The organism is Halolamina salina (assembly GCF_054653455.1).
Window position 1 is genome coordinate 644,462 of the sequence record NZ_BAAIGE010000002.1, and the last position, 26,431, is coordinate 670,892.

Sequence of the window (26,431 nt, forward strand, 5' to 3'; positions counted from 1 at the left end):
CCGTCGCGCCACCCGCGCGGCCCCGACACACAGCATGGACATCGACGAACTCCAGACGGTCCAGAGCAAGGAGCGCCAGAAGGACAGCCTCCAGCACCTGCGGGACTCGTTCTACGAGGACGTCGCGGCGTACATCGAGGAGCTGAAAGAGGAGCGCGACCGCGTGGCCGAGGCGGCCGACGAGCCGTTCTCGGACCCGGAGGTCTCCCGGCTCAGCGACGACATCGAGCGCGCGGAGGACGTGGTCGAGGCGATCTACGAGCGCCGGGTCGGGAAGGTCGTCAAGATGGCCTCGTTCAAGGCCGCGGACATGCCCGTCGAGGAGGAGGGACTCACCACGCAGGAGCGGGACCTGTTCGAGGACATGGTCGGCCGCATCGGCGAGAACCGCTCGCGCGTGCTGGACATCCTCGCCGGCGAGGGCGACAGCGTCGCCGCCTCCCCCATGGGCTCGCCGGGCGCCCAGCCCGAACCGACCGAGACGACGACCGCGAGCGAGCCGTCGCCGCCCGGCGGCGAGGCGTCGACGGCACCCGACGACACCGGCCCCTCCCGCGACGAGCCGGCGGTCGGCACGGGAGCGCCCGAGCCGGACAGTTCGGACGACGACGTGCCGCCCGCGCCGCCGGACAGGCCGGCCGAGGAAGTCGAGGAAACGCCGCCGGAGCCGCCCGAGACGCCGGCCGACCCGCGATCCGACGGCGGGGTCGCAGCCGCGACGGCGGGCGACGCGCCCGCGAGTCCGGCGACTGCGGCCGAGGACACCGACGACGAGCGGACCACCGTCCGCGTCACTGAGGACGTGGGGCGGCTGCTCGGCGTCGACGACCGCGAGTACGAACTCGAGAGCGAGGACGTGGTCTCGCTGCCCGCGGACAACGCCGAGGCGCTGCTCCAGCGCGAGGCCGCCGAGCGACTCTGGTGACCGTCGCCGGGAGCGGAAAGCGTTAGTCCCCGCCGGTCGCACGCTCGGGCATGCTCGAACCCGGTGACGACGCGCCAGAGTTCTCGCTTCCCAACCAAGACGGCGACGAGGTCTCGCTCTCGGATCTACCCGGCGAGTACGCGGTCGTCTACTTCTACCCGCGCGCCGACACGCCCGGCTGCACCACCGAGGCGTGTTCGTTCCGCGACGACTGGGACACCTACGAGGACGCCGGCATCTCCGTCGTCGGGATCAGCGACGACCCCGTCGATGATCTCGCGGATTTCCGCGAGAAGTACGACCTCCCGTTCGACCTGCTCTCCGACGAGGACGGCGAGGTGTCCGCGGCGTACGGCTCCTACGGCGAGAAGAACGTCTTCGGCAACGAGGTGATGGGCGTGTTCCGTAACACGTTCGTCGTGAAGGACGGCGAAATCGTCGAAGTGTACGAGGGCGTCGATCCCGAGAACCACGCCGAGGAGATTCTGGCGGACCTCGACCTCGATTAGGCCCGTAGCCGCCGAATTTCCTCGCCGACTGCCTTCCGGTTCAGCACGAGGAAGCCGGCGAGGATACAGCCGAACCCGGCGACGGCCGCCGGTGGGAGCGCTTCGTCCAGCAGCGCCCACCCAGTGACGGCGGCGACCGGCGGCACCGCGTAGCTCACGAGGTTCGCGGTGAACGGTCCCCGGCGGCGCATCAGCGTGAAGTAGGCGCCGTACCCCACAGAGCTCGCGACGACGCCGACGTAGCCGACCGCGACCCACGTCCACGTCCCCGACGGCACGACGATCGGCTCGCCCAACCCGAGGCTGGCGGCGTGGAGCATGATCGCCCCCAGCCCCATCGCCCACCCCGTCGTCGGGAGGCTGGCCATCGGCGCGTCGACCCGGCGCAGCAGCACGCTGCCAGCGGCGACCGCGATCACCGCACAGAACACCAGCGCCGCCCCGAGCCCGTCCGCACCGAGCAGTTCGAAGGCGCCGTCGAGCACGCCGGGCGCGCCGGCGGGCGGCTCGGTCGCCGCGGTCGGCGACGGCCGCGCGATCAGCACGACGCCGACCAGCCCGAGGAGGATCCCCACGACGTCGCGGGGCGTCAGCCCGTCGCCCGAGAGCAGCAGTGCGGCGAACCCCACCGTGAGCACGGGGTTGAGACTGTACACGACCGACGCGATCGAGCCGGAGGTGTAGAGCTGTCCGAAGAAGAGGAAGAAGACGTTCCCGAACACGAGAAACGCCGCGGCGACGAAGATCGCCTGCCAGTCCGCTCGTGTCCGTGGGAGGTCCAACCGCCCCAGCGCCGCGAGCGCGCCCAGCGTCACGACCGCGCCGATGTCGAATCGAAAGCTGGCGAACAGGATCGGCCGAATCGTCTGCAGGCCGACCTCGATCGCCGAGAACCCGGCACCCCACGCGACAGCCAGCACCACGAACAGCCCGGCATCCTGATAGCGAGACACGTCGGGAGTGGTGGCGGCGACGGCTTGAGCGTGTCCATCGCGGCGCGATTCGCCGCCCCGGAAAGGTGTGAGCCGTCCACACACCGGGCGGGGAGTTAAGTGTCAATCTCCCGCTATCGACGCCGTGGGCCGCTATCTGATCTCCGACCATCACTTCGGGCACGCGAACATCATCGAGTACTGCGACCGGCCGTTCGACTCGCCCGGCGCGATGGACAGCGCGATGCTCGACCGGCATTACGAGACCGTCTCGCCCGAGGACGTGCTCGTCCACCTCGGCGACGTGGCGATGGACATGCAGGACGGCCGGGAGACGATCGAGCGGTTCGACCAGCTCGGCGGCGACCTGCTCGTGCGTGGCAACCACGACGTGGGGCTCGACCCGGCGGAGGCGCCGTTCCCGGTCGTCGACGGCTTCGTTCTGGAACACGGCGAGCGGTCGTTCTACTGCACGCACCGCCCCGAGGACGCGCCGGCGGACTGGGAGGGGTGGCTGATCCACGGCCACCACCACGACAACGACCCCGACACCCACCCGTTCGTCGCCGCCGACGCGCGCCGGGTGAACGTCTCGGCGGAGCTACTGGACTACCGGCCGGTCCGGCTCGGGGGGCTGGCGGCGCTGCTCGATCGGTGTGGGTCGACCGAGCGCGTTCGGGACGCGGCGGCCGCCGAGTCGCGGTTCGAGGTCGAACTCCGGTAGCTTCCGTACCGGCTCCGCGAACGGGAGTCGGGAAAAGGGACGCCGGCTCAGTAGCCGCGGTTGATCAGGTAGTCCGCCAGATCCGCGAGCAGCCGACTGGCCTCGTTGTCCGGCAGGGCGTCGAGGTGGCCCTTCGAGCGGGCGGTCAGCTCCTCCGCCTTCGAGCGGGCGTACTCGATGCTGCCCGCCGCTTCGAGCGTCTCGACGGCGTCGGCGACCTCGGCCTCGGTGAGTTCGTCGGCCGTCTCGGCGCTGACCAGCCCGTCCACGTCGACGCCCTGCTGGCGCGCGTGGAGGGTGATCAGCGTCTCCTTCTCGCCGACGAGGTCCGAGCCGCGCTGCTTGCCCAACTCCTCGCTGGGCACCGTCAGGTCGAGCACGTCGTCCTGAATCTGGAACGCGCGCCCGGAGTCGATCCCGTACTGCCGCAGCGCCTCGACGGTCTCGTCGGCGGCGCCGAGCAGGATCGCGGGAATGGCCGCGGAGGCGCCGTACAGCACGGCGGTCTTGAGTTCGACCATCTCGAGGTACTCCTCGGGGAGCACGCCCGCGCGGTTCTCGAACTCCACGTCGAGCGCCTGTCCCTCACAGATCTCGGTACAGGTGCGCGCCAGCCGGTTGGTCGCGGCGACGGAGAGTTCGGGCCGGCTGCCGGTGTCGGTCATGAACTCGAACGCCTTGGCGTACAGCGTGTCGCCGGCGAGGATCGCCGTCTCCTCGTCGTACTCGCGGTGGACCGCCGGCACGCCGCGCCGGAGGTCGTCGTCGTCCATGATATCGTCGTGGATCAGCGTGAACGACTGGATCACCTCGATGCTGACCGCCGCCCGCAGCAGGTCGACCTCGCCGTCGAACAGCGCGGGGAACGCCCGGTAGTCGGCGCTGCCGGGGTCCACGTCGGCCAGCGCCTCGCCCACGAGGAGACACACCGTCGGCCGCAGGCGCTTCCCGCCGGCGTCGAGCAGGTAGCGGGAGGCCTCGTAGAGGCGTTCTGGCTCCTCGATCGGGAGCTCCTCGACGATGGCGTCGTTGACCCGCTCGCGGCGCTGTTTCACCGCGGCGAGCAGCCGTTCGACCGTCGCGTCCTCACTCATCGTTACTCCGTGAGCTGGATCACGTTGCCGTTGCGCGAGAGGTGGACGTCGTCGCCGAGGTTGTACCCCTCGGACTCACAGAGGTCGACGTACTTCGCGAGGTTCTCGAGGTTCTGGTGGGCGGGGACGACGTTCTCGGGCTGGAGCGCCTCCAGCATCTGGTAGTGGCCCTCCTGACTCAGGTGGCCCGAGACGTGGATGTCGTCGTAGATGTGGGCGCCCTGCATCCGGAGCAGCTGCTCGGACTGGTAGCGCTGGCCCTCGTTGGTCGGCTCCGGGATGACTCGGGCGCTGAAGATGACCTTGTCGCCGTCCTCGATGTCGTAGGGGGTCTCGCCGCGACCCATCCGGGTGAGCATCGCGCGCGGCTCGCCCTGGTGGCCGGTGACGATGGGGAGGTAGTTCTCCTTCCCCTCCTTCATGATCCGCTTGAACGTCCGGTCGACGGACTTGCGGTGGCCGTACATCCCGAGGTCGTCCGGGAAGTCGACGAAGCCGAGGCGCTCGGCCGTGCCGGAGTACTTCTCCATCGAGCGGCCGAGCAGCACCGGCTCGCGGCCGATCTCCTGGGCGAACTCGACGAGGCTCTTCACGCGGGCGATGTGGCTGGAGAACGTGGTGGCGACGATGCCGCCGTCGTAATCCTCCAGACTCATCATCACGTCACGCAGGTGCTCGCGGGCGACGCGCTCGGAGGGCGTCCGGCCCTTCTTCGAGGCGTTGGTACAGTCCTCGATGTACGCGAGCACGCCCTCCTCCCGGCTGATCTCGCGGAACCGATCCATGTCGATCGGGTCGCCGATGACGGGCGTGTGGTCCATGCGCTTGTCCAGCCCGTACACCACGGCGCCCTCCGGCGTGTGGAGCACGGGGTTGATCGCGTCGATGATGGAGTGGGTGACGTTGACGAACTCGAGTTCGGTGTCGTCGCCGATCTGCATCGTCTCGCCCGCGTCCATCTTGATGAGGTCGTTGTCGACCTCGAACTTCGACTCGCTCTGGACCTGCTGTTTCACCAGTTCGATCGTAAAGGGCGCCGAGACGATCGGCGCGTCGTAGCGGTGGGCCAGCTTCGAGATGGCACCGATGTGGTCGAGGTGGCCGTGCGTGGGCACGATGGCCTGCACGTCGCCCTCGATCTCGGACATGACCCGGTCGTCCGGGATGGCGCCCATGTCGATCAGGTCGAGGCTGTGCATCTGCTCGGTCTCGACGTTGTCGTGGATCAGGACCTTACTCAGGTTCAGGCCCATGTCGAAGATGACGACGTCGTCGCCCGCGCGGACCGCGGTACACTGTCTACCGACCTCTTCGTAGCCGCCGATTGTTGCGATTTCGACTTCCATGGTTGGATGCACTCAAAGCCACGTTCGTGGCGGTGTGCGTACTGAAACAGCCGCGAGCGTGGGGGTCGTGGACCCCGGCGTCTTACAGCGCGTCGGTCACCGATCCCCGCAACGCCCCGTCGGCGTTTACCCGCGGGATGTTCTTACCCGTCCTTCTGCGTCCGAGGGTAAAAATGGCGCGGGTCGACGGCCGGCGACCGGAGAACGGCTCAGACGCCGAAAACAGCCCGTAGTAGGTCCCGAGACCCCGGCCCCAGTCCGACGGCGCTGACCGCGGTCAACAGCAGCGTCGTGTACCGCGGCGTCTCCTCGACCAGTTCGGGCTCGAACACCCAGATCAGGAACGTCGCCGCCGCCATCTTCACGACGAGGAACGGCCACGCCGCCCCGAACAGGTCGACGATGAACTGGTTCGCGGGGTGTTTGGGGTTGAGGTTGTACGGCACGCCGAGCGCCATCAGGTAGTCCAGCCCGATCACGTTCGCGGCGCCGTCGACGGCGTGGGCGACGAGCACCATCCCGCCCGCCAGTCCCGTCCCCTCGTTGACGCTCGGTGCGAACGTCTCGATGGCGTACCACGTCCCGACGGCCGCGACGGCCGAGAGCCCGACCGTCGCGATCAGCACCAGCGGGTAGAACTGCACCTGCGGGTCCGTCGCCGCGAGGAAGGCGAGGTAGCCGACCGACAGCAGGACCGCGCCGCCGCCCATCGCCGTCAGCGGCCGGACGTAGTCGTCGACGTACCCCCGTCGGGCCAGCCACAGCGAGAGGAGGATGCAGGCCAGCGCGATGACGAACAGCGTGAGGTAGATGATCGGGCTGATCAGCAGCGTGTTCAGCGGGTAGTCGAACCAGCTATCCCCCATCGCGTTGTGGGCGTCCTCGACGGTCCGGAGCGCGCCGCCGAGCAGCATGAACGGCACCATCGCCCAGAACAGCCCGCGGTCCTCCCCGATGCCGAGCCGTTCCAGCAGCAGCACGACGCCGGTGATCGTGATCAGCAGCGCGACGATGTAGCCGACCTCGCTGACGACCGTGTAACCCGGGTAGGCAACCGGCTCGGCCGCCTCCCGACACGCCGACGTGCTGTAGAGGTACTCGACCGTGCTCCCGGGACGGATCGCACAGACCGCGTTGTGTGCGTCGGCCTGTACCGGCCCCCAGAAGTAGTGCCAGATGAAGCCGTCGTACACCGTCTCGGGGGCGAGTACCGACCCCCCGACCAGCGCCACCAGGAGCGCGCCGACGGCGCCGGCCCAGAGCCGCTCCGGGCTCCGGCCGGTCCACTCGCGGAGGGATGACATACCCCAACACCGCACAGCGTGGGGCTTCAGGGTTGCGGTCTCCCGTATCGCCCGGCGCGGGACCAGTAACGTTACCTCCCGCGACTCCCCCGTCGGGAGCATGGTCAGTCCGACACCGATGCTGGTGGCCGGCGGCGTCGCGGTCGCCGTGATCGCCCTCTACGCCGCCTACCAGAAGGGGCGCGCCGACGGGATCGAGCGGGCCCAGCGCGAGCAGTCGCGGCAGGCCCACGAGGCCGCCACCGAGCGGGAGCCGCCGGTCGACGTGGGCGATCGCGTCTCGCTGGCCGTCAAGGAGTTCGAGAGCCACCACTCCGGCGAGCGGGTCGCGGTCTGCAAGAAGGCGGGTTTCGTGATCTTCGTCGACGGCGTGCCCGACAGCGCCGACGTGGGCGACGTGATCGACGCCGAGATCGTCGACTTCGGCCGCGATCGCAACTCCGCCGAGGCGCAGTACGTCGGTTAGATCGGCAGCCCGTCGGCCTCGTAGTCGGTGCCGAGCACCACCATCGTCTGTGAGCGCGTGAACCCCTCGGTGTCGGCGATGTGGTCGAACATCAGGTCCCGGAGGCCGTCGGTGTCCTCGGCGTGGACCCGCACCATCACGTCCCACTGGCCGGTCGTGAGGTGGACCTCCTGGACCTCGGGCAGGCCGGCGAGGTGGGCCAGCGCCTCCTCCTCGCGGCCCTGCTCGGTGCGGAGACCGACGAACGCGCTCACGCCGTACCCCACCGCGTCGGCGTCGACGCTCGCGTGGTACCCCTCGATGACGCCCGCCTCCTCCATGCGGTTCACCCGGTCGTGGACCGTCGCGCTGGACATGTCGATCCGGCGCGCGACCTCGCTGAAGGGGGTCCGGGCGTCCTCCTGCAGGATGCGGAGGATCTGCCGGTCCGTCTCGTCGAGTTCCATACGCGGGACTGTGCGGTCGGGACTCTTTGGGCTTGTGACTGCTTCCCGAAGGTCAGACCGCGTCGTCGATCGCCTGCGCCGCTTCGAGCATCTCCTCGTGGAGCACACCGTTCGAGACGACCAGCCCGCGGGCGTCGTGGTGCCACCGCTCCCCGCGGAGGTCGGTCGCCGTCCCGCCGGCCCGGCGCACGAGGTGGACCCCGGCGATCGTGTCCCACGGCTTCGTCTGGACGTTGGTGATCACGCCCTCGATCGAGCCGGCGGCGACCATCGCGAGCGCGGCCTGTGCGCTGCCCGGTCGTCGGAGGTCGGCGAAGCGGCTCACGATGGCCTCGCACGCGCGGGCGTACTCGTCGCGCCGCTCGCGCGGCCACCAGACGGTCGGCACGACCGCGGCGCGCTCGGGGTCGCTCACCGACGAGACCGAAATTTCGCTGCCGTTGCGGTAGGCCGCCCCGCTGTCGGCGGTGTACACGTCGTCCATCGCGGGCAGGTAGTTGCAGGCCGCGACCGGTTCGCCCTGGACCACGCAGGCGACCGCGGTGGCCCAGGTCGTGAGCTCCCGGACGTAGCTGTCGGTGCCGTCGATGGGGTCGACGATCCACGCCGGTCCCGTCTCCGGTACCGACTTGAGCGCGTCGCCCTCCTCGCCGACGATCGGCTCCTCGGGGCGCTCCTCCCGGATGACCTCCTCCACTTCGCGCTGGGCGGCGCGGTCGGCCTCCGTCACCACGTCGGTCTTTCCCGCCTTCGTCTCGACGGCGACGCCGGTCCGGAAGAACTCCTTCGCCACGTCGCCGCCGGCGACGGCCGCGCGGCGGGCGAGCGCGGCGCGGCCGGCCGCTCCGTGTTCGTCCATGGTTCTCCGTCTCGGGGAGCCAGCCCCAAGAACGCTCTGGGTCCTGCTCGAACGCGGCGTGACTCGACGACGGCGACGCGACCCGTGGCGCTCCCCTCGCGCGGTCCGAGAGGATTCGGACGCCGAAGCGGTGACGCCACGCGAACACGTCACGCCGCTGTCCCGATGCGATAACCTTCAAGGCAACGCCGAGGGAACTGATAAACTGTCTATGGACATCTCGGATATCGCCGTCAAGGAATTCGTCGAAGTCGAGGCCGACACGCGCGTCGCGAAGATTCGGTCGCGGTTCGAGCGGGAGAACCCGAAAGGGGTCGTCGTCATGGAGGACGGCGAGTGTATCGGCGTGATCCGTGAGAAGCAACTGGTCCAGTCTCACGTCGAGGACGACATGAAGGTCGGCGCCGTCGTCCGCTCCTCCCGTAGCGGCGGGAGCCCGCCGAAGGTGGGCCGGCACGACGACGTGCGCGAGGTCTCCCGCGTGCTCGTCGAGGGCGACGTGAAGATCGCGCCCGTCTACGAGGGCGAGAACCTCTGGGGGATCGTCGCGGCCGACGACATCCTGCGGGCGGTGCTCGAGAACCTCGAAGCCATCACCGTCGGCGACATCGCCTCGGAGTCGGTCGTCACCGTCACCGAGGACGACCACGTCGGCAAGGCGATCAACCGCCTGCGCGAGAACGGCATCTCCCGGCTGCCCGTCACCAACGAGACCGGCGACCTCACCGGGATCGTCACGACCAACGACATCGTCGACTTCGCGGTGCGCGACGAGGACCGACAGGGCGAGGGCGACCGCAGCGGCGAACTCGAGCGCATGCTCGACATCCCCGTCTACGACCTGATGTCGAGCCCGGTCCAGACGATCACCGCCGGCGAGACCGTCGAGGAGGCGGTGTCGATCATGTTCGAGAACGGCATCTCCGGGCTGGTCGTGACGGCGACGCCCGACGGCGCCGAGATCGAGGGCGTCATCACGAAGACCGACGTGCTCCGCGCGCTGACCCACACCGAGGAGGAGTCGATGGACGTCCAGATCACGAACATCAATCTGCTGGACGTGCTCACTCGGGAGGACATCGTCGCGGACATCACGAGCGTCGCGGACAAGTTCAAGGAGATGAACGTGCTCCACGCCCACGTCCGCTTCACCCAGCACAAGGAGAAGCTCCGTGGGACCCCGCTGCTGCGCTGTCAGATCCGCCTGCGAACCACGCAGGGGCAGGTCGCCGGCTCCGGCGAGGGGTACGGCGCCGAGCACGCGTTCCACGTCGCGCTCGACCGACTGGAGCGTAACGTGCTCGAACTCAAGGGCGTCAAGGCCGACGAGGAGTACCGCGGTCAGCTGATGCGGAAGCTGAACGAGCTATAGAGGCCGCCCGCGTTCGATTTTTTCGCCGTCGTACGGCCGATCCGGGACGCGTCGCGTCGGCCTTAGAGCTCCTCGGCGGCCGCCAGCCCCTCCTCGACGATCCGAAACGTCGCGGTCTCGCCGGTCGCTTTCGAGCGGTGTTTCTCCAGCGACGCCCGGCGGTTACCGCCGCGGAACCGCTCCAGTCGCAGCACCACGCCGGTCCAGTGTTCCAGCGTGTTCCCGCCCAGTCCGCGGGTCCGATCGGCGTCGGGATCGCGGAACACCTGATTGGTGACGACGACCGCGAGGTCGTGTTTGCGCGCCAGCGAGAGCAGGTGGGTGATCTGGTCGGCGACTTTCCGCAGGGACTCGCCGCCGGAGTCGTCGCCCGCACGCTCCAGCCGGTAGAACCCCGTCGCGGAGTCGAGCACGATCAGGTCCGCAGTCTCCGCGAACTCCTCGGCGTCCCGGACGGCCTCGGCCTGTTCCTCGAAGTCGTGGGCCTCCGAGACGACGATGCGGGAGGCCACCTCCTCGAAGTCGGCGTCGCCGTCGGTCTTCCCGGCGACGATCTGGCGGAAGCGGTCGATCGACAGCCCCTCAGTATCGATGTACAGCGCGCGCCCGCCGTCGACGGCGGCCTCGACCGCCGCCGCGAGTGCGAGGTTGGTCTTCCCCGCGGCCGGTTCGCCGTACACCTGCGTGACGGTGCCGCGCTCGAAACCGCCGCCGAGCAGGTCGTCGATCGGGTCGCAGCCGGTGGGGACGGGTTCGCTCATTGGCGGTGCTTGCGCGGGGTGGTACGAAAGCGCTCGGACTCGCGGCGGTTCGGTGCCTCAGCGAGGGGAGTACGCCCGCCTCGATGTTCTCTCGACCGACTCCGCCGCTGTTCGACTGGAGAATTCGGCATCCGTCTGCTGGTAATTCGCGCCGTTGGTGTACGAAGAAAACCTCGACCTAACGCCACACTTATGCGCGAACACCCCTTGTTTCCACGTAACTCACTCCGGGTTACTCATGAACGAAGTCCAACTGGAAGTCGCGAAAGCGTACCCGAACGACTCGGGCCGCGGTATCGCTCGGCTCGACCCCGACACCCTGCTCCACCTCAAGCTCTCCCCCGGGGACATCATCGAGATCGAGGGCGCCGAAACCACGGCGGCGAAGGTCTGGCGCGCCGACCGACAGGACTGGAACACCGACACGGTTCGCATCGACGGCTTCACGCGCCAGAACGCCGACGTGAGCATCGGCGAGCGCGTCACCATCCGGAAGGCCGAGGCCGAGACCGCCGAGTCGCTCACCCTCGCCCCGCCGGAGGAGGCGTCGGTGCAGTTCGGCTCGGAGGCCGCCGGCATGGTGAAGCGGCAGATCCTCAAGCGCCCGGTGGTCGAGCGCGACATCGTCCCCGTGATGTCGAGCACGAACCACCCGTTCATGCGCTCGCCCGGGCAGGCGATCCCGCTGATCGCCGTCGACACCGAGCCAGACGGCGTCTGCCTGATCACCGAGGAGACCGACGTGGAGCTCCGCGAGGAGCCAATCTCCGGCTTCGACAAGACCGGCGGCGGGATCACCTACGAGGACATCGGCGGCCTCGAGGACGAGATCCAGCGCGTCCGGGAGATGGTCGAACTGCCGATGAAACACCCCCAGATCTTCAAGAAGCTCGGCATCGAGCCGCCCCAGGGGGTGTTGCTCCACGGCCCGCCCGGCACCGGGAAGACGCTGCTCGCGAAGGCGGTCGCCAACGAGACCTCCGCGAGCTTCTTCTCCATCGCCGGCCCGGAGATCATCTCGAAGTACTACGGCGAGTCCGAACAGCAGCTCAGGGAGATCTTCGAGGACGCCAAGGAGGACAGCCCCGCGATCGTGTTCATCGACGAACTCGACTCCATCGCGCCCAAACGGGAGGACGTGACCGGCGAAGTCGAGCGCCGCGTCGTCGCCCAGCTGCTGACGATGATGGACGGGCTCGACTCCCGCGGGCAGGTGATCGTCATCGGCGCGACCAACCGCGTCGACAGCGTCGATCCCGCGCTGCGCCGCCCGGGTCGGTTCGACCGCGAGATCGAGATCGGCGTCCCCGACGAGACCGGCCGCAAGGAGATCCTCCAGATCCACAGCCGCGGGATGCCGCTGTCGGACGACATCGACCTCGACCACCTCGCCGCCGAGACCCACGGGTTCGTCGGCGCCGACATCGAGAGCCTCAGCAAGGAGGCCGCGATGAAGGCGCTGCGGCGCTACCTCCCCGAGATCGACTTAGACGAGGAGGAGGTGCCGCCGAGCCTGATCGACCGCATGATCGTCAAGAAGGAGGACTTCCGCGGCGCGCTCAACGAGGTCGAACCCAGCGCGATGCGGGAGGTGCTGGTCGAGCTCCCCAAAATCACGTGGGACGACGTGGGCGGGCTTACCGACCCCAAACAGCAGGTGAAGGAGGCCGTCGAGTGGCCGCTCTCGACCCCCGAGAAGTTCGAGCGCATGGGCGTCGAGGCGCCGAAGGGCGTGCTGCTGTACGGCCCGCCCGGCACCGGGAAGACGCTGATGGCGAAGGCCGTCGCCAACGAGACCAACGCCAACTTCATCTCGGTCCGCGGGCCCCAACTCCTCTCGAAGTGGGTCGGCGAGTCCGAGAAGGCGATCCGGCAGACGTTCCGCAAGGCCCGGCAGGTCTCGCCCACCGTGATCTTCTTCGACGAGCTCGACTCGCTCGCGCCGAGTCGCGGTGAGCAGGCCGGCACGAACGTCTCCGAGCGCGTCGTGAACCAGCTCCTCACGGAGCTCGACGGGCTGGAGGAGATGGGCGAGGTGATGGTGATCGGCGCGACCAACCGCCCGGACATGATCGACCCCGCGCTGATCCGCTCGGGCCGGTTCGACCGGCTCGTGATGGTCGGCGCGCCCGATCAGGACGGCCGCGAGCAGATCCTCCAGATCCACACCGAGGACACGCCGCTGGCGCCGGACGTGAGCCTGAAGGAGGTCGCCGAGATAACCGACGGCTACGTCGGCTCCGACCTGGAGTCGATCTGCCGGGAGGCCGCGATCGAGGCGCTACGGGAGTCCGACGGTGCCGAAGAGGTCGAGATGCGCCACTTCCGGCAGGCGATCGAGGCGGTCCGACCGACGATCACCGACGACCTGATGAGCTACTACGAGGAGGTCGAAGAGGAGTTCCGCGGCAGCTCCAGCGCGAACGTCGACCGCGGGAACCGCCTCGGCTTCCAGTAGACACAAAACGGTCTTTTCGCCTCCACAAGGGCCTTTTCGTTACCACTCTCAGCAGGGCGTATGCGCCGACGCGCCCTCCTCGCCTCGCTGGCGGCGGGCAGCAGCCTCCTCGCCGGCTGTAGCTCGACCGACCCGACAGAGACCGCCCCAACCGACACGGAGACGGCCGGGACCGACACGCCGACTGCCACGCCGTCGACGCCCGCCGGCACCCCCGACGAGGTGGTCCAACTGGAGGGTAACGCCCTGTTCGGCGCCAGTACTATCGACCTCGGAACTGCCGATCGGACGTACGCGCTCTCGCCGATGCGGTACCGGACCGAGGACGGCGCCGAGATCAGGATGCGGTTCGACGCGACCGCGACCGCCGACCGCCCCGCCCGGCTGGTCGCCTCGCTCCAGAACACCGAACGGTACCGCGAGTCAGTCGACCTCGACTGGCTCCCGCCGTTCGGCCGCCCGAGCAGCGAACCGCCGCGCGACCACGGTGAGCCGTTGATGGGTGGGGGGCTTCGCGACGAGGGGAGCCTGATCTTCGCCCCGACGGCGAACCACGACCTCGTCGACGAGCCGCCCGAAATCGAACGCGACGGCGACGGCCTCTGGCGGCTGGCCGGCGATATCCACCGCTGGCTGCCCGAGACGATCACGCTCGACCCCGGGGAGGCGATCCGCGGCGAGTACGCCGTCGTCGGCCACCCCGGCGGGTCGGGCCGGCCGACCGGCGTGTACGAGTACCTCGGCGGGACCGACGGCGCGGACGCCAGCATCACCGTCTGGGAGACGAGCGCGCCCGGGCCTGCCGAGCGGTCGCGCTTCGCCGGCGAGTCCGTCCCCGCCATCGACGGCGACGGCGAGGCCGGAGCGGGCTGGTACCACACGGCCGACGAGTCCACGGCCGCGTATCTCCGCCCAGAAACCGAGCGAGCGTCGCTGCCGGCGGGGATCACGTTCCAGTTCGTCAACCACACCCGCGAGCAGCTCGGCTGCGGCCACTGGTACGTGTACAAACTGCACGACGGCGAGTGGTTCGACCTCGGTCCGTACGTCCGGACCGCCGACTGTCGGATGGTCCGGCCCGCGGGCACGGAGTCGTGGACGCTGCACGCCTACCGCGGCGGCGGCAGCCTCCCCCCGGAGGACGGCCGCGCCTACCCCTACCTCGGCGGCGGTCGCTACGCCGTCTCGGTCGGCTACGGCGACGAATCCTCCTCAAGTACGGCGATGGTCGAACTGGTCGGCGATCCGATCGAGATCGTCCCGACCGACGACGTGGAGCACGAACGCGACGGCAGCACCGTCACCGTCACTACACCCGAGTGGTCGGGCGGCGACGGCGAGCGCGACGTGACGCTCTCGGTGACCCGCGCCGACGCGGCCGAGGAGACGCTGATCCGCGAGCAGGTGATGCGGGGGTGGTACCGCGGCCTGCGGAACACGCTCCCGTTCTTCGCCGAGGGCGTCGACGAGGTACGGCTCCGGAGCAGCGAGCGGGTCACCTACGGGCTGGTCGGCTACGACGAGTCGCCCTACCGCGCCCGCGTCGACGGGCAGGCGTACGAGGTCAGCCTCGTCGGCGAGGCGTAGCCGGCCCACGCCGGCCGATCGACTGCCGGTAGCGCAACGCCCACCCCGTCGGCGCCACCACGGTCGTGTATGTCGACCAATGAGAGCGACACGTTCGAGATCGGCGAGTACACCGTCCACCGGCTCGGCTTCGGCGCGATGCGGCTCTGTGGCGAGGACATCATCGGCGCGCCCGACGACGAGGAAGCCGCCCGCGAGGTCGCGCGCGAGGCCGTCGATCTGGGTGTCGACTTCATCGACACCGCGGACTCCTACGGTCCCGGCACCAGCGAGCGTCTGCTCCGGGAGGCCGGCGTCGTGGACGACGCGCTGGTCGCCACGAAGGGCGGCCTGCTCCGGAACCACGACGGCGACTGGCTCCCGCTCGGCGACCCCGACTACCTCCGCAACGCCGCGCTGGCGTCGATCGACCGACTGGGCGTCGACAGCATCGATCTCTACCAACTCCACCGTCCTGACCCGGACACCGAGTTCGAGGAGTCGGTGACGGCGCTGGCGGAACTCAAAGACGACGGGCTGATCGACAACGTGGGGCTGAGCAACGTCTCCGTCGAGCAGTTGGAGACCGCCCGCGACCACGTCGAGATCGCGACGGTCCAGAACGAGTACAACCTCACGAACCGCGAGCACGAGGACGTACTGGCGGCCTGTGAGGACGCCGGGATCGGCTTCATTCCGTACTTCCCGATCGGCGCGGGCGACCTCGGCGAGAAAGCCGAAGTCGTCGACGAGATCGCCGACGCACACGACGCCTCGCGCTACCAGATCGCGCTGGCGTGGCTGCTGGGGCGTTCGGACGTGACGCTCCCGATCCCGGGCACGTCGAGCGTCGAGCACCTGCGGGAGAACGTCGCCGCCAGCGGGATCGACCTCTCCGAGTCGGAGCTCGCGCGGCTGAGCGAGTGAGGACGGCTCAGTAGATCAGTTCGTCGTCGTTCTCGACCATGTACAGCGTCCGCGCGGCGATGTTCACCGTGTGGTCGCCGACGCGTTCGAGGTCACGGACCGTCAGCAGCAGCCGCGACACGTCGGCCATCAGGTCCTCGATCTCGCTCTCGTCGTCGGCCTCCTTCTCGATCAGGTCGCGGACGATGATCTCGGAGGCGTCCTCACACAGCGCGTCCATCTCGTCGTCGCGCTCGGCGACCGCGAAGCAGCCCTCGGCGTCCTCGTCCTCGTAGGCCGCCATCGCCATCGCGAGCATCTCCAGCGTCTCGTCGCCGATACGCTGGACGTCCACGTCGGGGAACACCTCGTAGCGGGCCTCGGCGGCGTACTCGCCGAGGTTGGTCGCGAGGTCGGCGATCCGCTCCAAGTCGGTGATGATCTTGAACGAGGAGGCGATGAAGCGCAGGTCGCCGGCGACCGGCTGCTGGAGCGCGAGCAGATCGATGCAGTCCTGTTCGAGCTCGAGGTACAGCTCGTTCACCTCGCTGTCGCGATCGATCACCTCCTGCCCGAGTTCGTCGTCCTGTCGTTCGAGCGCGTCCAGCCCCATCCGGAGGCGCTCGGCGACGACCTCCCCCATGTAGAGCACGTCCTCCCGCAGCGATTCGAGCTGTCGTTGGTAGTCGTCCCGCGGCATGGGCCTCGATTGCGCCGCGGGGTAGATAACTGTTCGAGACTCCGCCCCGTCTCCCGTGGGGAACGTAGCCACGGGGCCGGCTCGGCAGCCGTCGGCGGCGATACGCGCCGCTGTTCGATCGGCGGCGACAGAGAGAATCCGTCGAAAACGCGGTCGGGCTACCCGAACTTCCCGGTGATGTAGTCCTCGACCCGATCGTTCTCGGGGTTCTCGAACACCTTCTCGGTGTCGTCGAACTCCACGAGCTCGCCGCCGGTGAGGAACACGGCGGTCTTGTCGGAGATGCGGGCGGCCTGCTGCATGTTGTGCGTGACGATCACGACGGTGTACTCCTCGGCCATGTCGTCGATCAGGTCCTCGATCTTCGAGGTCGCGACGGGGTCGAGCGCCGACGCCGGCTCGTCCATCAGAACCACCTCGGGGTCGACCGCGATCGCGCGGGCGATGCAGAGCCGCTGCTGCTGGCCGCCCGAGAGGTCCAGCCCCGACTGATCGAGTTGGTCCTTCACTTCGTCCCAGAGCGCGGCGTCCCTGAGCGCCTGCTCGACTTTCTCGTCTAAGTTCTCGGTGCGGTCCTGCAGGCGCAGGCCGTAGGCGACGTTGTCGTAGATGCTCTTGGGGAACGGGTTGGGCTGCTGGAACACCATCCCGATGCGCCGGCGCAGCGCGACGGGGTCGACGTCGTCGTCGTAGACGTTCTTCCCGTCGAACAGCATCTCGCCCTCGACGCGGGCGGCGTCGATCAGGTCGTTCATCCGGTTGATGCTCCGGAGGTAGGTGGACTTCCCACAGCCCGAGGGGCCGACCATCGCGGTCACCCGCTTCTCGGGGATCTCCATGCTCACCGAGCGCAGCGCCTGCTCGTCGTTGTACCAGACGCTGAGGTCGCGGCTCTCGATGATCGTCGACGCCTCGCCGTCGGCGTCCCGGTCGCGCCCCCGTTCTTCGGGGACGCCGACCGCGTACTCGTCGCCGCTCGATCCCTCGCTCATGTCTGTTTGCTGGTCAGCGTTGCTCATAGTGGTTGCGTACGTAGATCGCGATCGAGTTCATGCTCAGCATCGCGGTCAGCAGCACCACGATGCCCGCCGCGAGGACGGTGGTGTAGAACGCCGGGCTGGCGTACGTCGACGCCCAGACGTACAGCTGCAGCGGCATCGCGCCGATCGCGGAGTTCCAGGAGTCCGGCACCCCGAACACCTGCGCGGCGCCGATCACCAGCAGCGGCGCGGTCTCGCCGATCGCCCGCGAGAGCGCGAGGATCGTCCCCGTCAGGATCCCCGGGAACGCCCGGGGGAGGACGACGTTCTTGACGGTCTGCCAGCGCGTCGCGCCCATCCCGTAGGAGGCCTGTCGGGCGGAGTCCGGCACCGCCCGGATCGCCTCCCGCGCGGAGATGATCACGATGGGGAAGACGAGCAGCGCGAGCGTCGCGCCGCCGACCAGCAGCGTCCCGGTCGGCTGGCCCCCGTAGCGGACGAACAGCCCCAGCCCCAGCAGGCCGTACACCACGCTCGGCACGCCCGCGAGGTTGCTGATGTTCACGTCGATGATCCGCGTCAGGGTGGTGTCGGGCGCGTACTCCTCTAAGTACACCGCGGCGCCGACGCCCGCCGGCACCGCGATGGCGGCGACGACGAACATCAGCAGGATCGTCCCCACGACCCCGGAGTAGATCCCGACCGCGGAGGCGTCGGCGCCGCTCTGGACGGTGCTGGTCAGGAAGCCCCAGTCGACCCACGACTCGGGGCCGGCAAAGCCGAGCGCCCCGACCAGCAGTTCGCCCGTCAGGGCGCCGGCGACGACGACCGCGGGCAGCAACAGCCCGACGCGTCGGTCGGGACGCTCCTTCAGGACGATCGCGACGTAGATCCCGGTCGGCACCGCGGCGAACAGCGCGAGCGCGACGCCCGGGATCGCGCCCAGCCCGCTCGCCATCCCCACGACGCCGCCGGCGGCGCTGCCGAGCAGGATCGCCGTGCCGGCGATCCGCCCCGCACGCTGGCCCCACCGACCGCCGAGCCAGCGTCCCAGCAGGAGCGCCTCGGGCACCCCGAGGGTCAGCACGAGCACCATCCAGTCCGCCGGCACCGTCGGAAGCTCCTGGACGAACCCCGGGATCACCAGCAGTGAGCCGATCGTCGTCCCGAGCAGCAGCACCAGCTTCGCGAGGAACGGCACGTCCCGGTCCGTCCGGCGCAGCGCGGCGGCGACGCTGATCGGTACCGCGAGCGCGATGACGAAGGAGAGCCACACCAGCGTCGGGATCACGTCGATGAACAGCGCGGCGAGTCCGCCGGCGTACAGCGCCGCGATCCCCGGCATCACGGTGCCGAGCAGTCCCGTCGTGAGCGTGCCGTAGCTCCGCCGGTAGCTCCACCAGCCCACGCCGACGGTCGGCACGACCAGCGTGAGGAAGAAGGTGAGATGCCAGCCGGGGTCTGCCGACAGCGGCTTGAACGCGTCGTTGGCGACGTACACCAGCAGCACCGCGAGCGTGAGGATGCCCGCGAGCGTCGACGCGAGTAGCACGGCCCGGAACAGCTTCCCGACCCGTCGGCTGACTCGGCCGAACGCGTTCTCGGTGCTCATTGGTAGTCCTCCTGGTACCGTCGGGAAATCAGGTCACTCAGCACGTTCATGGCGAGCGTGATCACGAACAGCACCAGCCCGACCGCGAACAGGCTGCGGTAGGCCAGCCCGCCGCCGGTGATGTCGCCGGTCAGTAGCTGGATCATCGCCGCCGTCATCGTCATCCCCGGCTCGAGGTACGACTCGGGGTCGAACAGCGTGAGGTACGAGGAGAGCCGCGTCGGGTCGAACTCGCGGGCGAGCGAACCGGTAGCGAGCGTGACCGCCATCGTCTCGCCGATCGCTCGCGAGATCGCGAGGATAAACGAGGAGAAGATGCCCGAGATGGCCGCGGGGACGACGATCCCCGTCGACACCTCGTACTTAGTCGCGCCCATCCCGTAGCCGGCCTGCCGGAGGTCGTCGGGCACCGCCTGCATCGCGTCCTCGGAGACCGACGCGACCATCGGGAGGATCATGATGCCGACGACGATACACGCCGAAGCGACGTTGAACAGCCCGTCGACGCCGAACAGCGAGTCGAGCACGGGCGTGATGTACGCCACCGCGAAGATGCCGTAGATGATCGACGGGACCCCGGCCAGGATCTCGAGTGCGGGCTTGAGGTACGACCGCGCGCTCTCGCTGGCGTACTCGCTGAGGTACAGCGCGGTCGCGACGCCAAGTGGGATCGCGATCAGCCCGGAGCCGATCGTCACCATCAGGGTCACCGCCACCAGCGGCATCACGCCGAGGTCCGGCCCCTGCAGCCCCCACTCGCTGCCGGTGAAGAACTCCGTCACCGTCGCGGTCGGTCCCTCGACGCCGACCAGCGACGCACTGATCGAGAAGAACTTGGCCGCCTCGAACACCAGCAGCGCGATGATGCTGAGCGTCGTCAGCACCGACAGCGCCGCACACGCGAAGAAGAACCCTTTGGCGAGGAGCTCCCGCGAGGAGTTCTGTGTCCGTCTGGTCAGCTCCCTCGCTTCGTCCCCACTCATACTGAATCGTTCATCGGCGTATCACGGAAAAAGCGCTTCGTTGTGAGGTCCACGGCGCGGTGGTTACTCCGAGGCGGCCTCGATCGCGGAGTCGAGTCGGTCGAGCATCTCGTCGCGCTCCGCCTCGGTGTTGGGGACGTAGCCAACCTCGTTCGCGACGATCTGCTCGCTCGTGCTGTACTCGAGCCAGAAGCGCGCGAACTCCGCGATATGCTCCTCGGCCAGCGCCGACTGGGCGGGGTAGGTGAACAGCGGCCGCGAGAGCGGCTGGTACTCGCCGCTGCTCGCGGTCTCCAGCGTCGGCTTCACGCAGCCGTCGCCGTTGTCGATCGCCAGCGCGGTCACGCGGTCGGTGTTCTCGGAGTAGTAAGCGAAGCCCATGTAGCCGATCGCGTACTCGCTGTTTGCGACGCCGTTGATGATCTGGTTGTCCTGCTCGGTCGCCTGGTAGTCGGTTCGGTGGCTCCCCTCCTCGCCGATGATCTCCTCGAGGAAGTAGTCGAACGTCCCCGAGGCGTCGGTGGGGCCGTAGAGCTGGATCTCCTCGTCGGGCCAGTCGGAGTTCACGTCGCTCCAGGTCGTCGGCTGGCTCTCGGCGGACCAGATCTCCCGCAGTTCTTCGACGGTGACGCAGTCGTCCTCGCCGAACCAGTCGGCGTCGTTGTTGACGACCACCGTCACCGCGTCGGTCGCGACCTTCAGTTCGACCGGGGTCACGTCGTTGTCCGCGCACTGCTGCTCCTCCGTCTCGCTGATCGGGCGGGAGGCGTTGTTGAAGTCCGTATCGCCCGTACAGAAGTAGTTCGTGAAGCCGCCGCCGCTCCCGGTGGAGTTGATCGAGATGTCGACGTCGGGGTGCTGGTCCGTCTCGTCGACGTTGGGGTACTCGCCGCTGCCGGTGAACGCGCCGCGCATCGCCACCGAGAGCGGGAACACCGTCGAGCTCCCCGAGATGTCGATGTTACCCGAGAGCCCGCCGCCGGTTTCGGTGCCCGTGTTGCTCGTACAGCCGGCTGCCGCGACCGCACCCGTCGCGGCCGCGCTCGCGAGGAACGATCGTCGGGAGACGCCGTCGGTCTGTTTTGCCATCACCGGATACTCCCCTCACGGAGGTAAATACACTACTATGAAATCTATATAGAACAACGTTCGCAAACGGTTCTCACACGCTCGCTTTGGACCGGCTCCCCCGACCGAAGGGGAACGGTAGATGACGGACGCTTCGTCTGTTGCGTCGTCGCACGACGCCGAAATCCGTCTCGATAGTTCGTGGCTCGCTCGGGTATCGATCGGGTCCGGTACTCCCCTGACGTGAAAGTATATAGCTGAGGGGAACGTTTATGACCGTTCCGCCGGCTATCCTCTCCCGATGGCCGAAACCCGGAAGGTGCAGGTGACCGGCGGGTCGACGTTTACCGTGTCGATACCCAAGGAGTGGGCGACCGAGAACGACGTCGAGGCGGGGAGCCGCGTACAGTTCCACCCCGAGGACCACTCGCTCATCCTCACGCCAGTCAGCGAGGAGGGGCGGACGGAGGGGAGCCTCGACGTGGCGGGGCTGGAGGGCGAGGAGCTCCGGCGCGCGGTGATGACGATGTACGTCTCGGGGTTCGACGTGATCGCTTTCGAGGCCGACCGCATCACGACCGACCAGCGCCGGGAGATCCGACAGGCGGCCCAAGGCCTCGTCGGGCTGGAGGTGCTCGAAGAGACCGCCGAGCGCGTGGTCGTCAGGGATCTGCTCGACTCCTCGGAGCTGTCGATCCACAACGCCGTCGACCGGATGCGGCTGATCGCGTCGTCGATGCTCGACGACGCCGTCGAGGCGCTGGCGGCCGGCGACGACGACCTCGCCCGGGACGTGGTCCAGCGCGACGACGACGTGGATCGGCTGTACATGGTGGTCTCCCGCATCTTCCGGGCGACGCTGCGCAGCCCGACCGCCGCCGAGGAGCTCGGCCTCCCCCGCGAGGTCTGCTTCGACTACCACTCCAGCGCCCGGCAGCTGGAGCGGGTCGCCGACCACGCCACCAAGATCGCCCACCTCTCGCTGGAGCTGGAGGGGACGCCGCCGGAGGAGGTGACGGCGTCGCTGCAGGAGCTTCACGGCGCGGCCGCCGAGGTGATCGAGGACGCGATGGCCGCGCTGGTCGCCGAGGAGAACGACGAGGCGATCCGGCTGGCCAACGGCGCCCGCGAGCGCGTCCAGGAGATCGACGCCAGCGCCCGCGAGATCGACGAGCTACTCCGGGAGCTCGACCCCGCGCGGGCACAGCTGCTCGGGCTGATCGTCGACTCGCTCTCGCGGGCCGCGGACTACGGCGGCAACGTCGCCGAGACCGCGCTCCAGAAGGCCGCGCCGACGCCTTAGGCGAACTCGACGCCGGTGATCTCGAAGCGCGCGCCGCCGCCGTCGCTCTCGGTCAGCGTCACGTCCCAGCCGTGGGCCTCGACGATCTCTGCGACGATGTCCAGCCCGTAGCCGGTGCCCTCGGCGTTCGTCGAGTAGCCCCGCTCGAACACGATCTCGCGGTCGGCCTCGGGGATCCCCACCCCGTCGTCGGCGACGTAGAACCCCTCCGGGAGGTCGCCGACGGTCACGGTGACGCTCTCGCCCCCGGGTCGACCGTGCTCCATTGCGTTTCGGAAGAGGTTCTCTAGGAGCTGTCGGACCCGAGTCCGATCGGCGCGGATGGTCCGCTCGGTCGCGTCGACGAGGTCGGCGTCGACCGTCGAGAGATCGCCCCAGCACTCCCGACAGAGCGCCGCGAGGTCGATCGCCTCGGTCTCGCCGATCGCCTCGCCCGCGCGGGCCAGCGTCAGCAGGTCGTCGATCAGCGCGTCCATCCGGTCGAGCGCGGCGGCGGCACGGTCGAGGTGTTCGAGTTCGCCGTCCTCCCGGGCCAGTTCGACGGAGCCGTCGGCCACGTTCAGCGGGTTCCGGAGGTCGTGGGAGACGATCGAGGCAAACCGTTCGAGCCGGTCGTTCTGGCGTTCGAGTCGCTCGTTGGCCCGCTCGCGCTGGAGTTCGTAGCTGACCCAGCGACACATCAGGTCCACGAGCGTCACCTCCCAGTCGGAGAACTGGCCGTTCCGGGGGGTGGTGTCGTAGAAGCAGAACGTGCCGTACACCCCGTCGTCGACGAACACCGGGGCGCCGATGTAACAGGAGATCCCCCAGTCGCGGTAGCCCGCGCGGTCGGTCTCCTCGGGGGCGTCGCGGGCCACGTCGCCGAGTACGATCGTCTCCTCGGTGCTCGCGGCGACCTCGCAGTTGGTGGCCGACAGCGGCACCACGTCGCCCGCCTCGATCGCGTCGTCGCCCTCGTCGGCGTCGACGACCTCGAACAGGTACTCCTCGCCCTCGATCCGGGAGAGCGTCCCGTAGGCCACGTCCAACTCGGCCCGGCCCAGTGCCAGCAGCGCCTCGACCTGCTGCTCGAAGGAGCGCCCCCGGTCGGCGACGATCTCGTACATCTCCCGCAGCACGCGCACGCGGTGGTCGCCGCGTTCGTCGTCGGTTCCGATCAGCGTGACGGCGGGGCCTTCGCCCCCCAGTCGGTGGACCTCGAACGTGACGGAGCGGGCGTCCCCGTCGGCGGTTCGGAGGGTGAGTTCGACGGGACCCGCCGGGAGGTCGGTCGGCGAGGTGGCGTCGCTCTCGAACAGGTCGCCGAACGGCAGGCCGTCGATCGCGGACTCGTCGTAGCCGGCCACGTCGGTCGCGATACCGTTCCAGCTACGCAGGCGGCCGCCCCGGTCGAATCCGAAGACGGCGCCCGTGGTGGTTTCGGCAGGTGTCTGGGTACCGTTTCTCACGATGGGTCTCTACGGGCCGTAGGTGGCGGGAATACTTATAGCTCGCCGCCGGTGCGGCCGCTGACCGACGGGGAGAGCGGGAGAAAGTGCGGCGGTTACTCGTCGACGACGACCGCGTTCACCTGCCCCGTCTGGCCGGGGCGGGAGGTGACGCGGGCCGTGCCGGCGCTGGTCTCGATGACGGCGCCCTTGGTGATGATGTTCCGTCGGACGTAGTTGACGTTCGCGGGGTTCTCGGTCACGTCCTCGATCTCGGCCGCGACGGTCTCGCCGCCGTCGGCGACCTGCGCGACGTTCGTCGAGAGGGCGCGGGTCTTGCGGTTGTCGCCGCGGGCGTCGACGACGCGGAACTTCGGCTCGCCGACCGTGGTCTCGGTAGGCTCGTTACCCAGCTGGTGGCGCTTCTTCTTGTGCGATCGGACGAGTCGACCCCCGGTACGCTTGCGTCGGGAGTGGCCTTGGTCTTGCATACTCCGGGAAACGGTCAGCGAATACTTGAACCGTTCGACTCTCGGCCCAGTATCGGAATTCGGTGGGGTGTGTGGTGAGTCGACCGCGGTTCGTGATTTGTGTTGCTTGGGCCTCATCGATTGCTCAAGGACTGACATCACTGCGGCCGCGAACGGCACCGCTGCTGCATCTGCGAACACCGCGGAGTGAGCTAGACCACTTGTGACCGCAACCGCCCCGCACAGCCCACGAACCTCCCCAGCCGACTCGTTCCTTCGCTATCGCTCAGTCACTCGTCCCTCGCGCGCTCGTTCGCGCACGGAGGCGCTCACGTCGCGCGCCGACAGCGGCCGCGGTGCGGTAGCGGGGCGGTGGACGCCTCGCGTCGGCGACCTGTCGCCGACGCGGGGGGAGGGGTGGGGATTCCGTGCTGCGCCGAACCTCGTGTTCGGCGCACTGCGGTCGCAAGTGCTCTGGCGTCGAGATGCTGTTGCGGTTGCTGTTCAAGTTGCCAACGGACGAGATGCTGTTGCTGTTCGCTGTCGCGGAAGCAGTGCTGTCCGCTGCCGTCGGGCGAGATCCACAGTCGAAGAACCACCAACCGACGGCACCAACGAAAACTACCCAGAACCCACCCGATCCACAACCCTTACCCCCCGCCCACCCCCTCCACACGAGCATGAGTCTGGAGGCCACCGTCGCCGTCCCGTTCCGGCAGGAGGGCCGGGACCGGCTGGGCGACGGCGAGTTCGTCGTCGCGCTCTCGCTCGACCGGGACTGGTTCTCCCCCGATCAGGCCAAGCGTGTCGTCGACGTGGCGTTGGGCCGCGGGCTGCTCGAACGCGATGACGGCGAACTCGTCGCGACGTTCGACCCCGACGGCGTCGACGTGCCCGAGGAGTTCAGCCCCGACGCGGACGTGCTCCGTGAGCAGAGCGCCTTCGAGAAAGTGCTCGACCGCGTCACCGACGCCGGCGTGGAGAAGCAGGCCGCCGTCGCGGGGATCAACGAGCTCCAGCGCGAACTGGGCGTGACCATCGAGGCCGCCGCGGTCGTCTACGCCCGGCGCGAGGGCGTCGACGTGAGCGGGGTCGCCGGCGCGGCCCGAAACTCGGTGCTCGAAGAATGACCACTGACCGACTCCAGGACGGCCACCGCATCGCCCAACTGCTCGCCTCCGAGTTGGAGAGCGGCGCCAGCCACGTCGCGCTCGCGGTCACCGACGCCGACCCCGACGTGGAGCCGACGGCTGACGGCGCGCTCGCGTACCGCGTCCGCAACGCCCCGGCCGACGAGACGATCGCGACCGTCTACGTCCAGCCCGACCGCGCTCGCGTGGAGTTCCGCGCCGCGCCCGCGGCGGTCGCTGAAGCAGCAGAGAATGAGGGACTCCGCGTCCGACCCAAGGCCGCCGACCCGCCACAGACGATCGTGTTCGTCGAGGACGGCGCGCAGGTCAAGCGCGTCCTGCCGGCGTTCGAGGCGGCGATCGAGGCGTAGTCAAGGCTCCAGCCGCGACAGGATCGGAATCTCCTCGAGTCGCTCGTCGTCGAGCGCGTCCCAGTCGATCTCCGAGGGCTTCCCGCCCGCCGAATCGGTCCGAATCGACCGCTCGGGCGTGTGTATCTGCTCCATCGGCACGTCCAGCGCCGTCGTCGGGACGTCCTCGTCGACCACCTGGATCTCGTGGACCGTCGTGGCCGTCGTGGTGTCGTCGTCGACCAGCCCGAACGCCCGGAGGATCGCGAACTCCAGATCGCTGTACCCCTCGCCCTTCCCGACCCGTTCCCCCTCCTCGGTCACGGCGACGCTGCCGGAGACGATCAGGTCGATCGGTTCCATCTCTTCCGGTCCGACCTGCACGCCCAACTCCGACGACCCGCCGATCGTGGTGGCGTGGTCGATGTCGTCGATCGCTGCCGGATCGAGCCGCAGGAAGCAGTCCTCGTCTGCGAGCCGCGGGACGGCCATGTACACCACTTTGCCCGCCTCCAGCGCCCGCCGTCGGACCGGCCGCTGCGGGGAGTCGGGGTTCGACTTGATCGTGTCCGCGGCCGCCCACTCGTCGGTCGACGCGAGCCGTTCGGCCGCCTGCTCGGCCCCGGCGAAGTTGGGGATGCGGCCGTGGGGCGGGAACGGGAAGCGAGCCTCGCCGCTGGCTTCGAGTTCGTCCCAGACCCGTTCGCGGAGCGCCTGTTTCTCCATGCGCCCGCTTGGGC

General features: G+C 68.9%; 26 protein-coding genes. 11 read left to right on the forward strand and 15 right to left on the reverse strand.

Features of this window, described 5'->3' with window-relative positions:
- The first annotated feature begins 34 nt into the window (after nt 1–34).
- Together ACYQZ5_RS03945 and bcp are read left to right on the forward strand one after the other, a co-directional pair.
- Complete coding sequence (locus tag ACYQZ5_RS03945) at nt 35–925, forward strand: DNA replication complex subunit Gins51 (protein ID WP_459845249.1); 891 nt, start codon at nt 35–37, stop codon at nt 923–925.
- A 50-nt stretch (nt 926–975) separates the two neighbouring features.
- Nucleotides 976–1,434 (forward strand): thioredoxin-dependent thiol peroxidase, encoded by a 459-nt coding sequence (gene bcp / locus ACYQZ5_RS03950; RefSeq protein ID WP_379732373.1) that lies wholly within the window; start codon nt 976–978, stop codon nt 1,432–1,434.
- Here the strand turns inward: bcp and ACYQZ5_RS03955 are convergent.
- Nucleotides 1,431–2,387 carry a DMT family transporter gene (locus ACYQZ5_RS03955; RefSeq protein WP_379818754.1) on the reverse strand — a complete coding sequence of 319 codons (957 nt, stop codon included), beginning with the start codon at nt 2,385–2,387 and terminating at the stop codon, nt 1,431–1,433. The two genes, bcp and ACYQZ5_RS03955, sit on opposite strands and share 4 nt — an antisense overlap.
- Before the next feature lie 124 nt (nt 2,388–2,511).
- On the opposite strand from ACYQZ5_RS03955, the gene ACYQZ5_RS03960 reads away from it, so the two are divergent.
- Nucleotides 2,512–3,090, forward strand: a complete 579-nt coding sequence (locus tag ACYQZ5_RS03960; RefSeq protein ID WP_379731604.1) for a metallophosphoesterase family protein — start codon at nt 2,512–2,514, stop codon at nt 3,088–3,090.
- A gap of 47 nt (nt 3,091–3,137) precedes the next feature.
- On the opposite strand, the gene idsA3 is transcribed toward ACYQZ5_RS03960, so the two are convergent.
- The 3 genes from idsA3 to ACYQZ5_RS03975 all read right to left on the reverse strand — a co-directional run bounded on the left by idsA3 (nt 3,138) and on the right by ACYQZ5_RS03975 (nt 6,834).
- On the reverse strand, nt 3,138–4,184 hold the full coding sequence (gene idsA3, locus ACYQZ5_RS03965; protein ID WP_379731605.1) for a geranylfarnesyl diphosphate synthase: 1,047 nt from the start codon (nt 4,182–4,184) through the stop codon (nt 3,138–3,140).
- Between the two features lie 2 nt (nt 4,185–4,186).
- Complete coding sequence (locus ACYQZ5_RS03970) at nt 4,187–5,530, reverse strand: RNase J family beta-CASP ribonuclease (protein ID WP_379731606.1); 1,344 nt, start codon at nt 5,528–5,530, stop codon at nt 4,187–4,189.
- A 209-nt stretch (nt 5,531–5,739) separates the two neighbouring features.
- Nucleotides 5,740–6,834: a DUF63 family protein gene (locus ACYQZ5_RS03975; protein WP_379731607.1), complete on the reverse strand. Its 1,095-nt coding sequence runs from the start codon at nt 6,832–6,834 to the stop codon at nt 5,740–5,742.
- Nucleotides 6,835–6,934: 100 nt separating this feature from the next.
- On the opposite strand from ACYQZ5_RS03975, the gene ACYQZ5_RS03980 reads away from it, so the two are divergent.
- On the forward strand, nt 6,935–7,300 hold the full coding sequence (locus tag ACYQZ5_RS03980; RefSeq protein WP_379731608.1) for a hypothetical protein: 366 nt from the start codon (nt 6,935–6,937) through the stop codon (nt 7,298–7,300).
- On the opposite strand, the gene ACYQZ5_RS03985 is transcribed toward ACYQZ5_RS03980, so the two are convergent.
- Nucleotides 7,297–7,746: an Lrp/AsnC family transcriptional regulator gene (locus ACYQZ5_RS03985; RefSeq protein ID WP_379731609.1), complete on the reverse strand. Its 450-nt coding sequence runs from the start codon at nt 7,744–7,746 to the stop codon at nt 7,297–7,299. The two genes, ACYQZ5_RS03980 and ACYQZ5_RS03985, sit on opposite strands and share 4 nt — an antisense overlap.
- Before the next feature lie 52 nt (nt 7,747–7,798).
- Nucleotides 7,799–8,605 (reverse strand): inositol monophosphatase family protein, encoded by an 807-nt coding sequence (locus ACYQZ5_RS03990; protein WP_379818755.1) that lies wholly within the window; start codon nt 8,603–8,605, stop codon nt 7,799–7,801.
- A 211-nt stretch (nt 8,606–8,816) separates the two neighbouring features.
- Between ACYQZ5_RS03990 and ACYQZ5_RS03995 the strand changes: the two genes are divergently transcribed.
- Nucleotides 8,817–9,977 (forward strand): CBS domain-containing protein, encoded by a 1,161-nt coding sequence (locus tag ACYQZ5_RS03995; RefSeq protein WP_379731707.1) that lies wholly within the window; start codon nt 8,817–8,819, stop codon nt 9,975–9,977.
- A gap of 62 nt (nt 9,978–10,039) precedes the next feature.
- Here the strand turns inward: ACYQZ5_RS03995 and radB are convergent, their stop codons facing one another.
- Nucleotides 10,040–10,738 carry a DNA repair and recombination protein RadB gene (gene radB / locus ACYQZ5_RS04000; RefSeq protein WP_379731708.1) on the reverse strand — a complete coding sequence of 233 codons (699 nt, stop codon included), beginning with the start codon at nt 10,736–10,738 and terminating at the stop codon, nt 10,040–10,042.
- A gap of 238 nt (nt 10,739–10,976) precedes the next feature.
- On the opposite strand from radB, the gene ACYQZ5_RS04005 reads away from it, so the two are divergent.
- The 3 genes from ACYQZ5_RS04005 (at nt 10,977) to ACYQZ5_RS04015 (ending at nt 15,689) form a co-directional block, all read left to right on the forward strand.
- Nucleotides 10,977–13,196: a CDC48 family AAA ATPase gene (locus ACYQZ5_RS04005; protein WP_379731709.1), complete on the forward strand. Its 2,220-nt coding sequence runs from the start codon at nt 10,977–10,979 to the stop codon at nt 13,194–13,196.
- 60 nt (nt 13,197–13,256) lie between these two features.
- Nucleotides 13,257–14,783: a hypothetical protein gene (locus tag ACYQZ5_RS04010; RefSeq protein WP_459845255.1), complete on the forward strand. Its 1,527-nt coding sequence runs from the start codon at nt 13,257–13,259 to the stop codon at nt 14,781–14,783.
- Nucleotides 14,784–14,852: 69 nt separating this feature from the next.
- Nucleotides 14,853–15,689 carry an aldo/keto reductase gene (locus ACYQZ5_RS04015; RefSeq protein WP_379731949.1) on the forward strand — a complete coding sequence of 279 codons (837 nt, stop codon included), beginning with the start codon at nt 14,853–14,855 and terminating at the stop codon, nt 15,687–15,689.
- A gap of 7 nt (nt 15,690–15,696) precedes the next feature.
- On the opposite strand, the gene phoU is transcribed toward ACYQZ5_RS04015, so the two are convergent.
- From phoU to ACYQZ5_RS04040, 5 genes are all read right to left on the reverse strand, one after another.
- Nucleotides 15,697–16,368 (reverse strand): phosphate signaling complex protein PhoU, encoded by a 672-nt coding sequence (gene phoU, locus ACYQZ5_RS04020; RefSeq protein ID WP_379731950.1) that lies wholly within the window; start codon nt 16,366–16,368, stop codon nt 15,697–15,699.
- 158 nt (nt 16,369–16,526) lie between these two features.
- The gene (pstB, locus tag ACYQZ5_RS04025; protein ID WP_379731951.1) at nt 16,527–17,360 is read right to left on the reverse strand and encodes a phosphate ABC transporter ATP-binding protein PstB; all 834 of its coding nucleotides are present in this window, start codon (nt 17,358–17,360) and stop codon (nt 16,527–16,529) included.
- 13 nt (nt 17,361–17,373) lie between these two features.
- Entirely contained in the window at nt 17,374–18,960 is a 1,587-nt protein-coding gene (gene pstA / locus ACYQZ5_RS04030; RefSeq protein WP_379818756.1) for a phosphate ABC transporter permease PstA, read from the reverse strand.
- A complete protein-coding gene (gene pstC / locus ACYQZ5_RS04035; RefSeq protein WP_379731379.1) occupies nt 18,957–19,943 on the reverse strand; it encodes a phosphate ABC transporter permease subunit PstC in 987 nt (328 codons plus the stop codon). The genes pstA and pstC overlap by 4 nt, the downstream gene beginning before the upstream one ends.
- 63 nt (nt 19,944–20,006) lie before the next feature.
- Nucleotides 20,007–21,032 carry a PstS family phosphate ABC transporter substrate-binding protein gene (locus ACYQZ5_RS04040; protein ID WP_379731380.1) on the reverse strand — a complete coding sequence of 342 codons (1,026 nt, stop codon included), beginning with the start codon at nt 21,030–21,032 and terminating at the stop codon, nt 20,007–20,009.
- A gap of 280 nt (nt 21,033–21,312) precedes the next feature.
- Here ACYQZ5_RS04040 and ACYQZ5_RS04045 point away from each other — a divergent pair, with 280 nt between their 5' ends.
- The gene (locus tag ACYQZ5_RS04045; RefSeq protein ID WP_459845260.1) at nt 21,313–22,314 is read left to right on the forward strand and encodes a PhoU domain-containing protein; all 1,002 of its coding nucleotides are present in this window, start codon (nt 21,313–21,315) and stop codon (nt 22,312–22,314) included.
- Here ACYQZ5_RS04045 and ACYQZ5_RS04050 read toward each other — a convergent pair.
- Together ACYQZ5_RS04050 and ACYQZ5_RS04055 are read right to left on the reverse strand one after the other, a co-directional pair.
- Nucleotides 22,311–23,762, reverse strand: a complete 1,452-nt coding sequence (locus tag ACYQZ5_RS04050; RefSeq protein ID WP_379731382.1) for a sensor histidine kinase — start codon at nt 23,760–23,762, stop codon at nt 22,311–22,313. The genes ACYQZ5_RS04045 and ACYQZ5_RS04050 overlap by 4 nt on opposite strands.
- Before the next feature lie 95 nt (nt 23,763–23,857).
- Nucleotides 23,858–24,232 carry a 30S ribosomal protein S8e gene (locus tag ACYQZ5_RS04055; protein WP_379731383.1) on the reverse strand — a complete coding sequence of 125 codons (375 nt, stop codon included), beginning with the start codon at nt 24,230–24,232 and terminating at the stop codon, nt 23,858–23,860.
- 659 nt (nt 24,233–24,891) lie between these two features.
- Between ACYQZ5_RS04055 and ACYQZ5_RS04060 the strand changes: the two genes are divergently transcribed.
- Together ACYQZ5_RS04060 and ACYQZ5_RS04065 are read left to right on the forward strand one after the other, a co-directional pair.
- Nucleotides 24,892–25,341, forward strand: a complete 450-nt coding sequence (locus ACYQZ5_RS04060; RefSeq protein WP_379731384.1) for a DUF2240 family protein — start codon at nt 24,892–24,894, stop codon at nt 25,339–25,341.
- Nucleotides 25,338–25,712 (forward strand): DUF7993 family protein, encoded by a 375-nt coding sequence (locus ACYQZ5_RS04065; RefSeq protein ID WP_379818760.1) that lies wholly within the window; start codon nt 25,338–25,340, stop codon nt 25,710–25,712. Before ACYQZ5_RS04060 ends, ACYQZ5_RS04065 begins: the two co-directional genes overlap by 4 nt.
- Here ACYQZ5_RS04065 and ACYQZ5_RS04070 read toward each other — a convergent pair whose 3' ends face one another.
- Nucleotides 25,713–26,417 carry a 5-formyltetrahydrofolate cyclo-ligase gene (locus ACYQZ5_RS04070; RefSeq protein WP_379731478.1) on the reverse strand — a complete coding sequence of 235 codons (705 nt, stop codon included), beginning with the start codon at nt 26,415–26,417 and terminating at the stop codon, nt 25,713–25,715.
- Between the last annotated feature and the right edge of the window lie 14 nt (nt 26,418–26,431).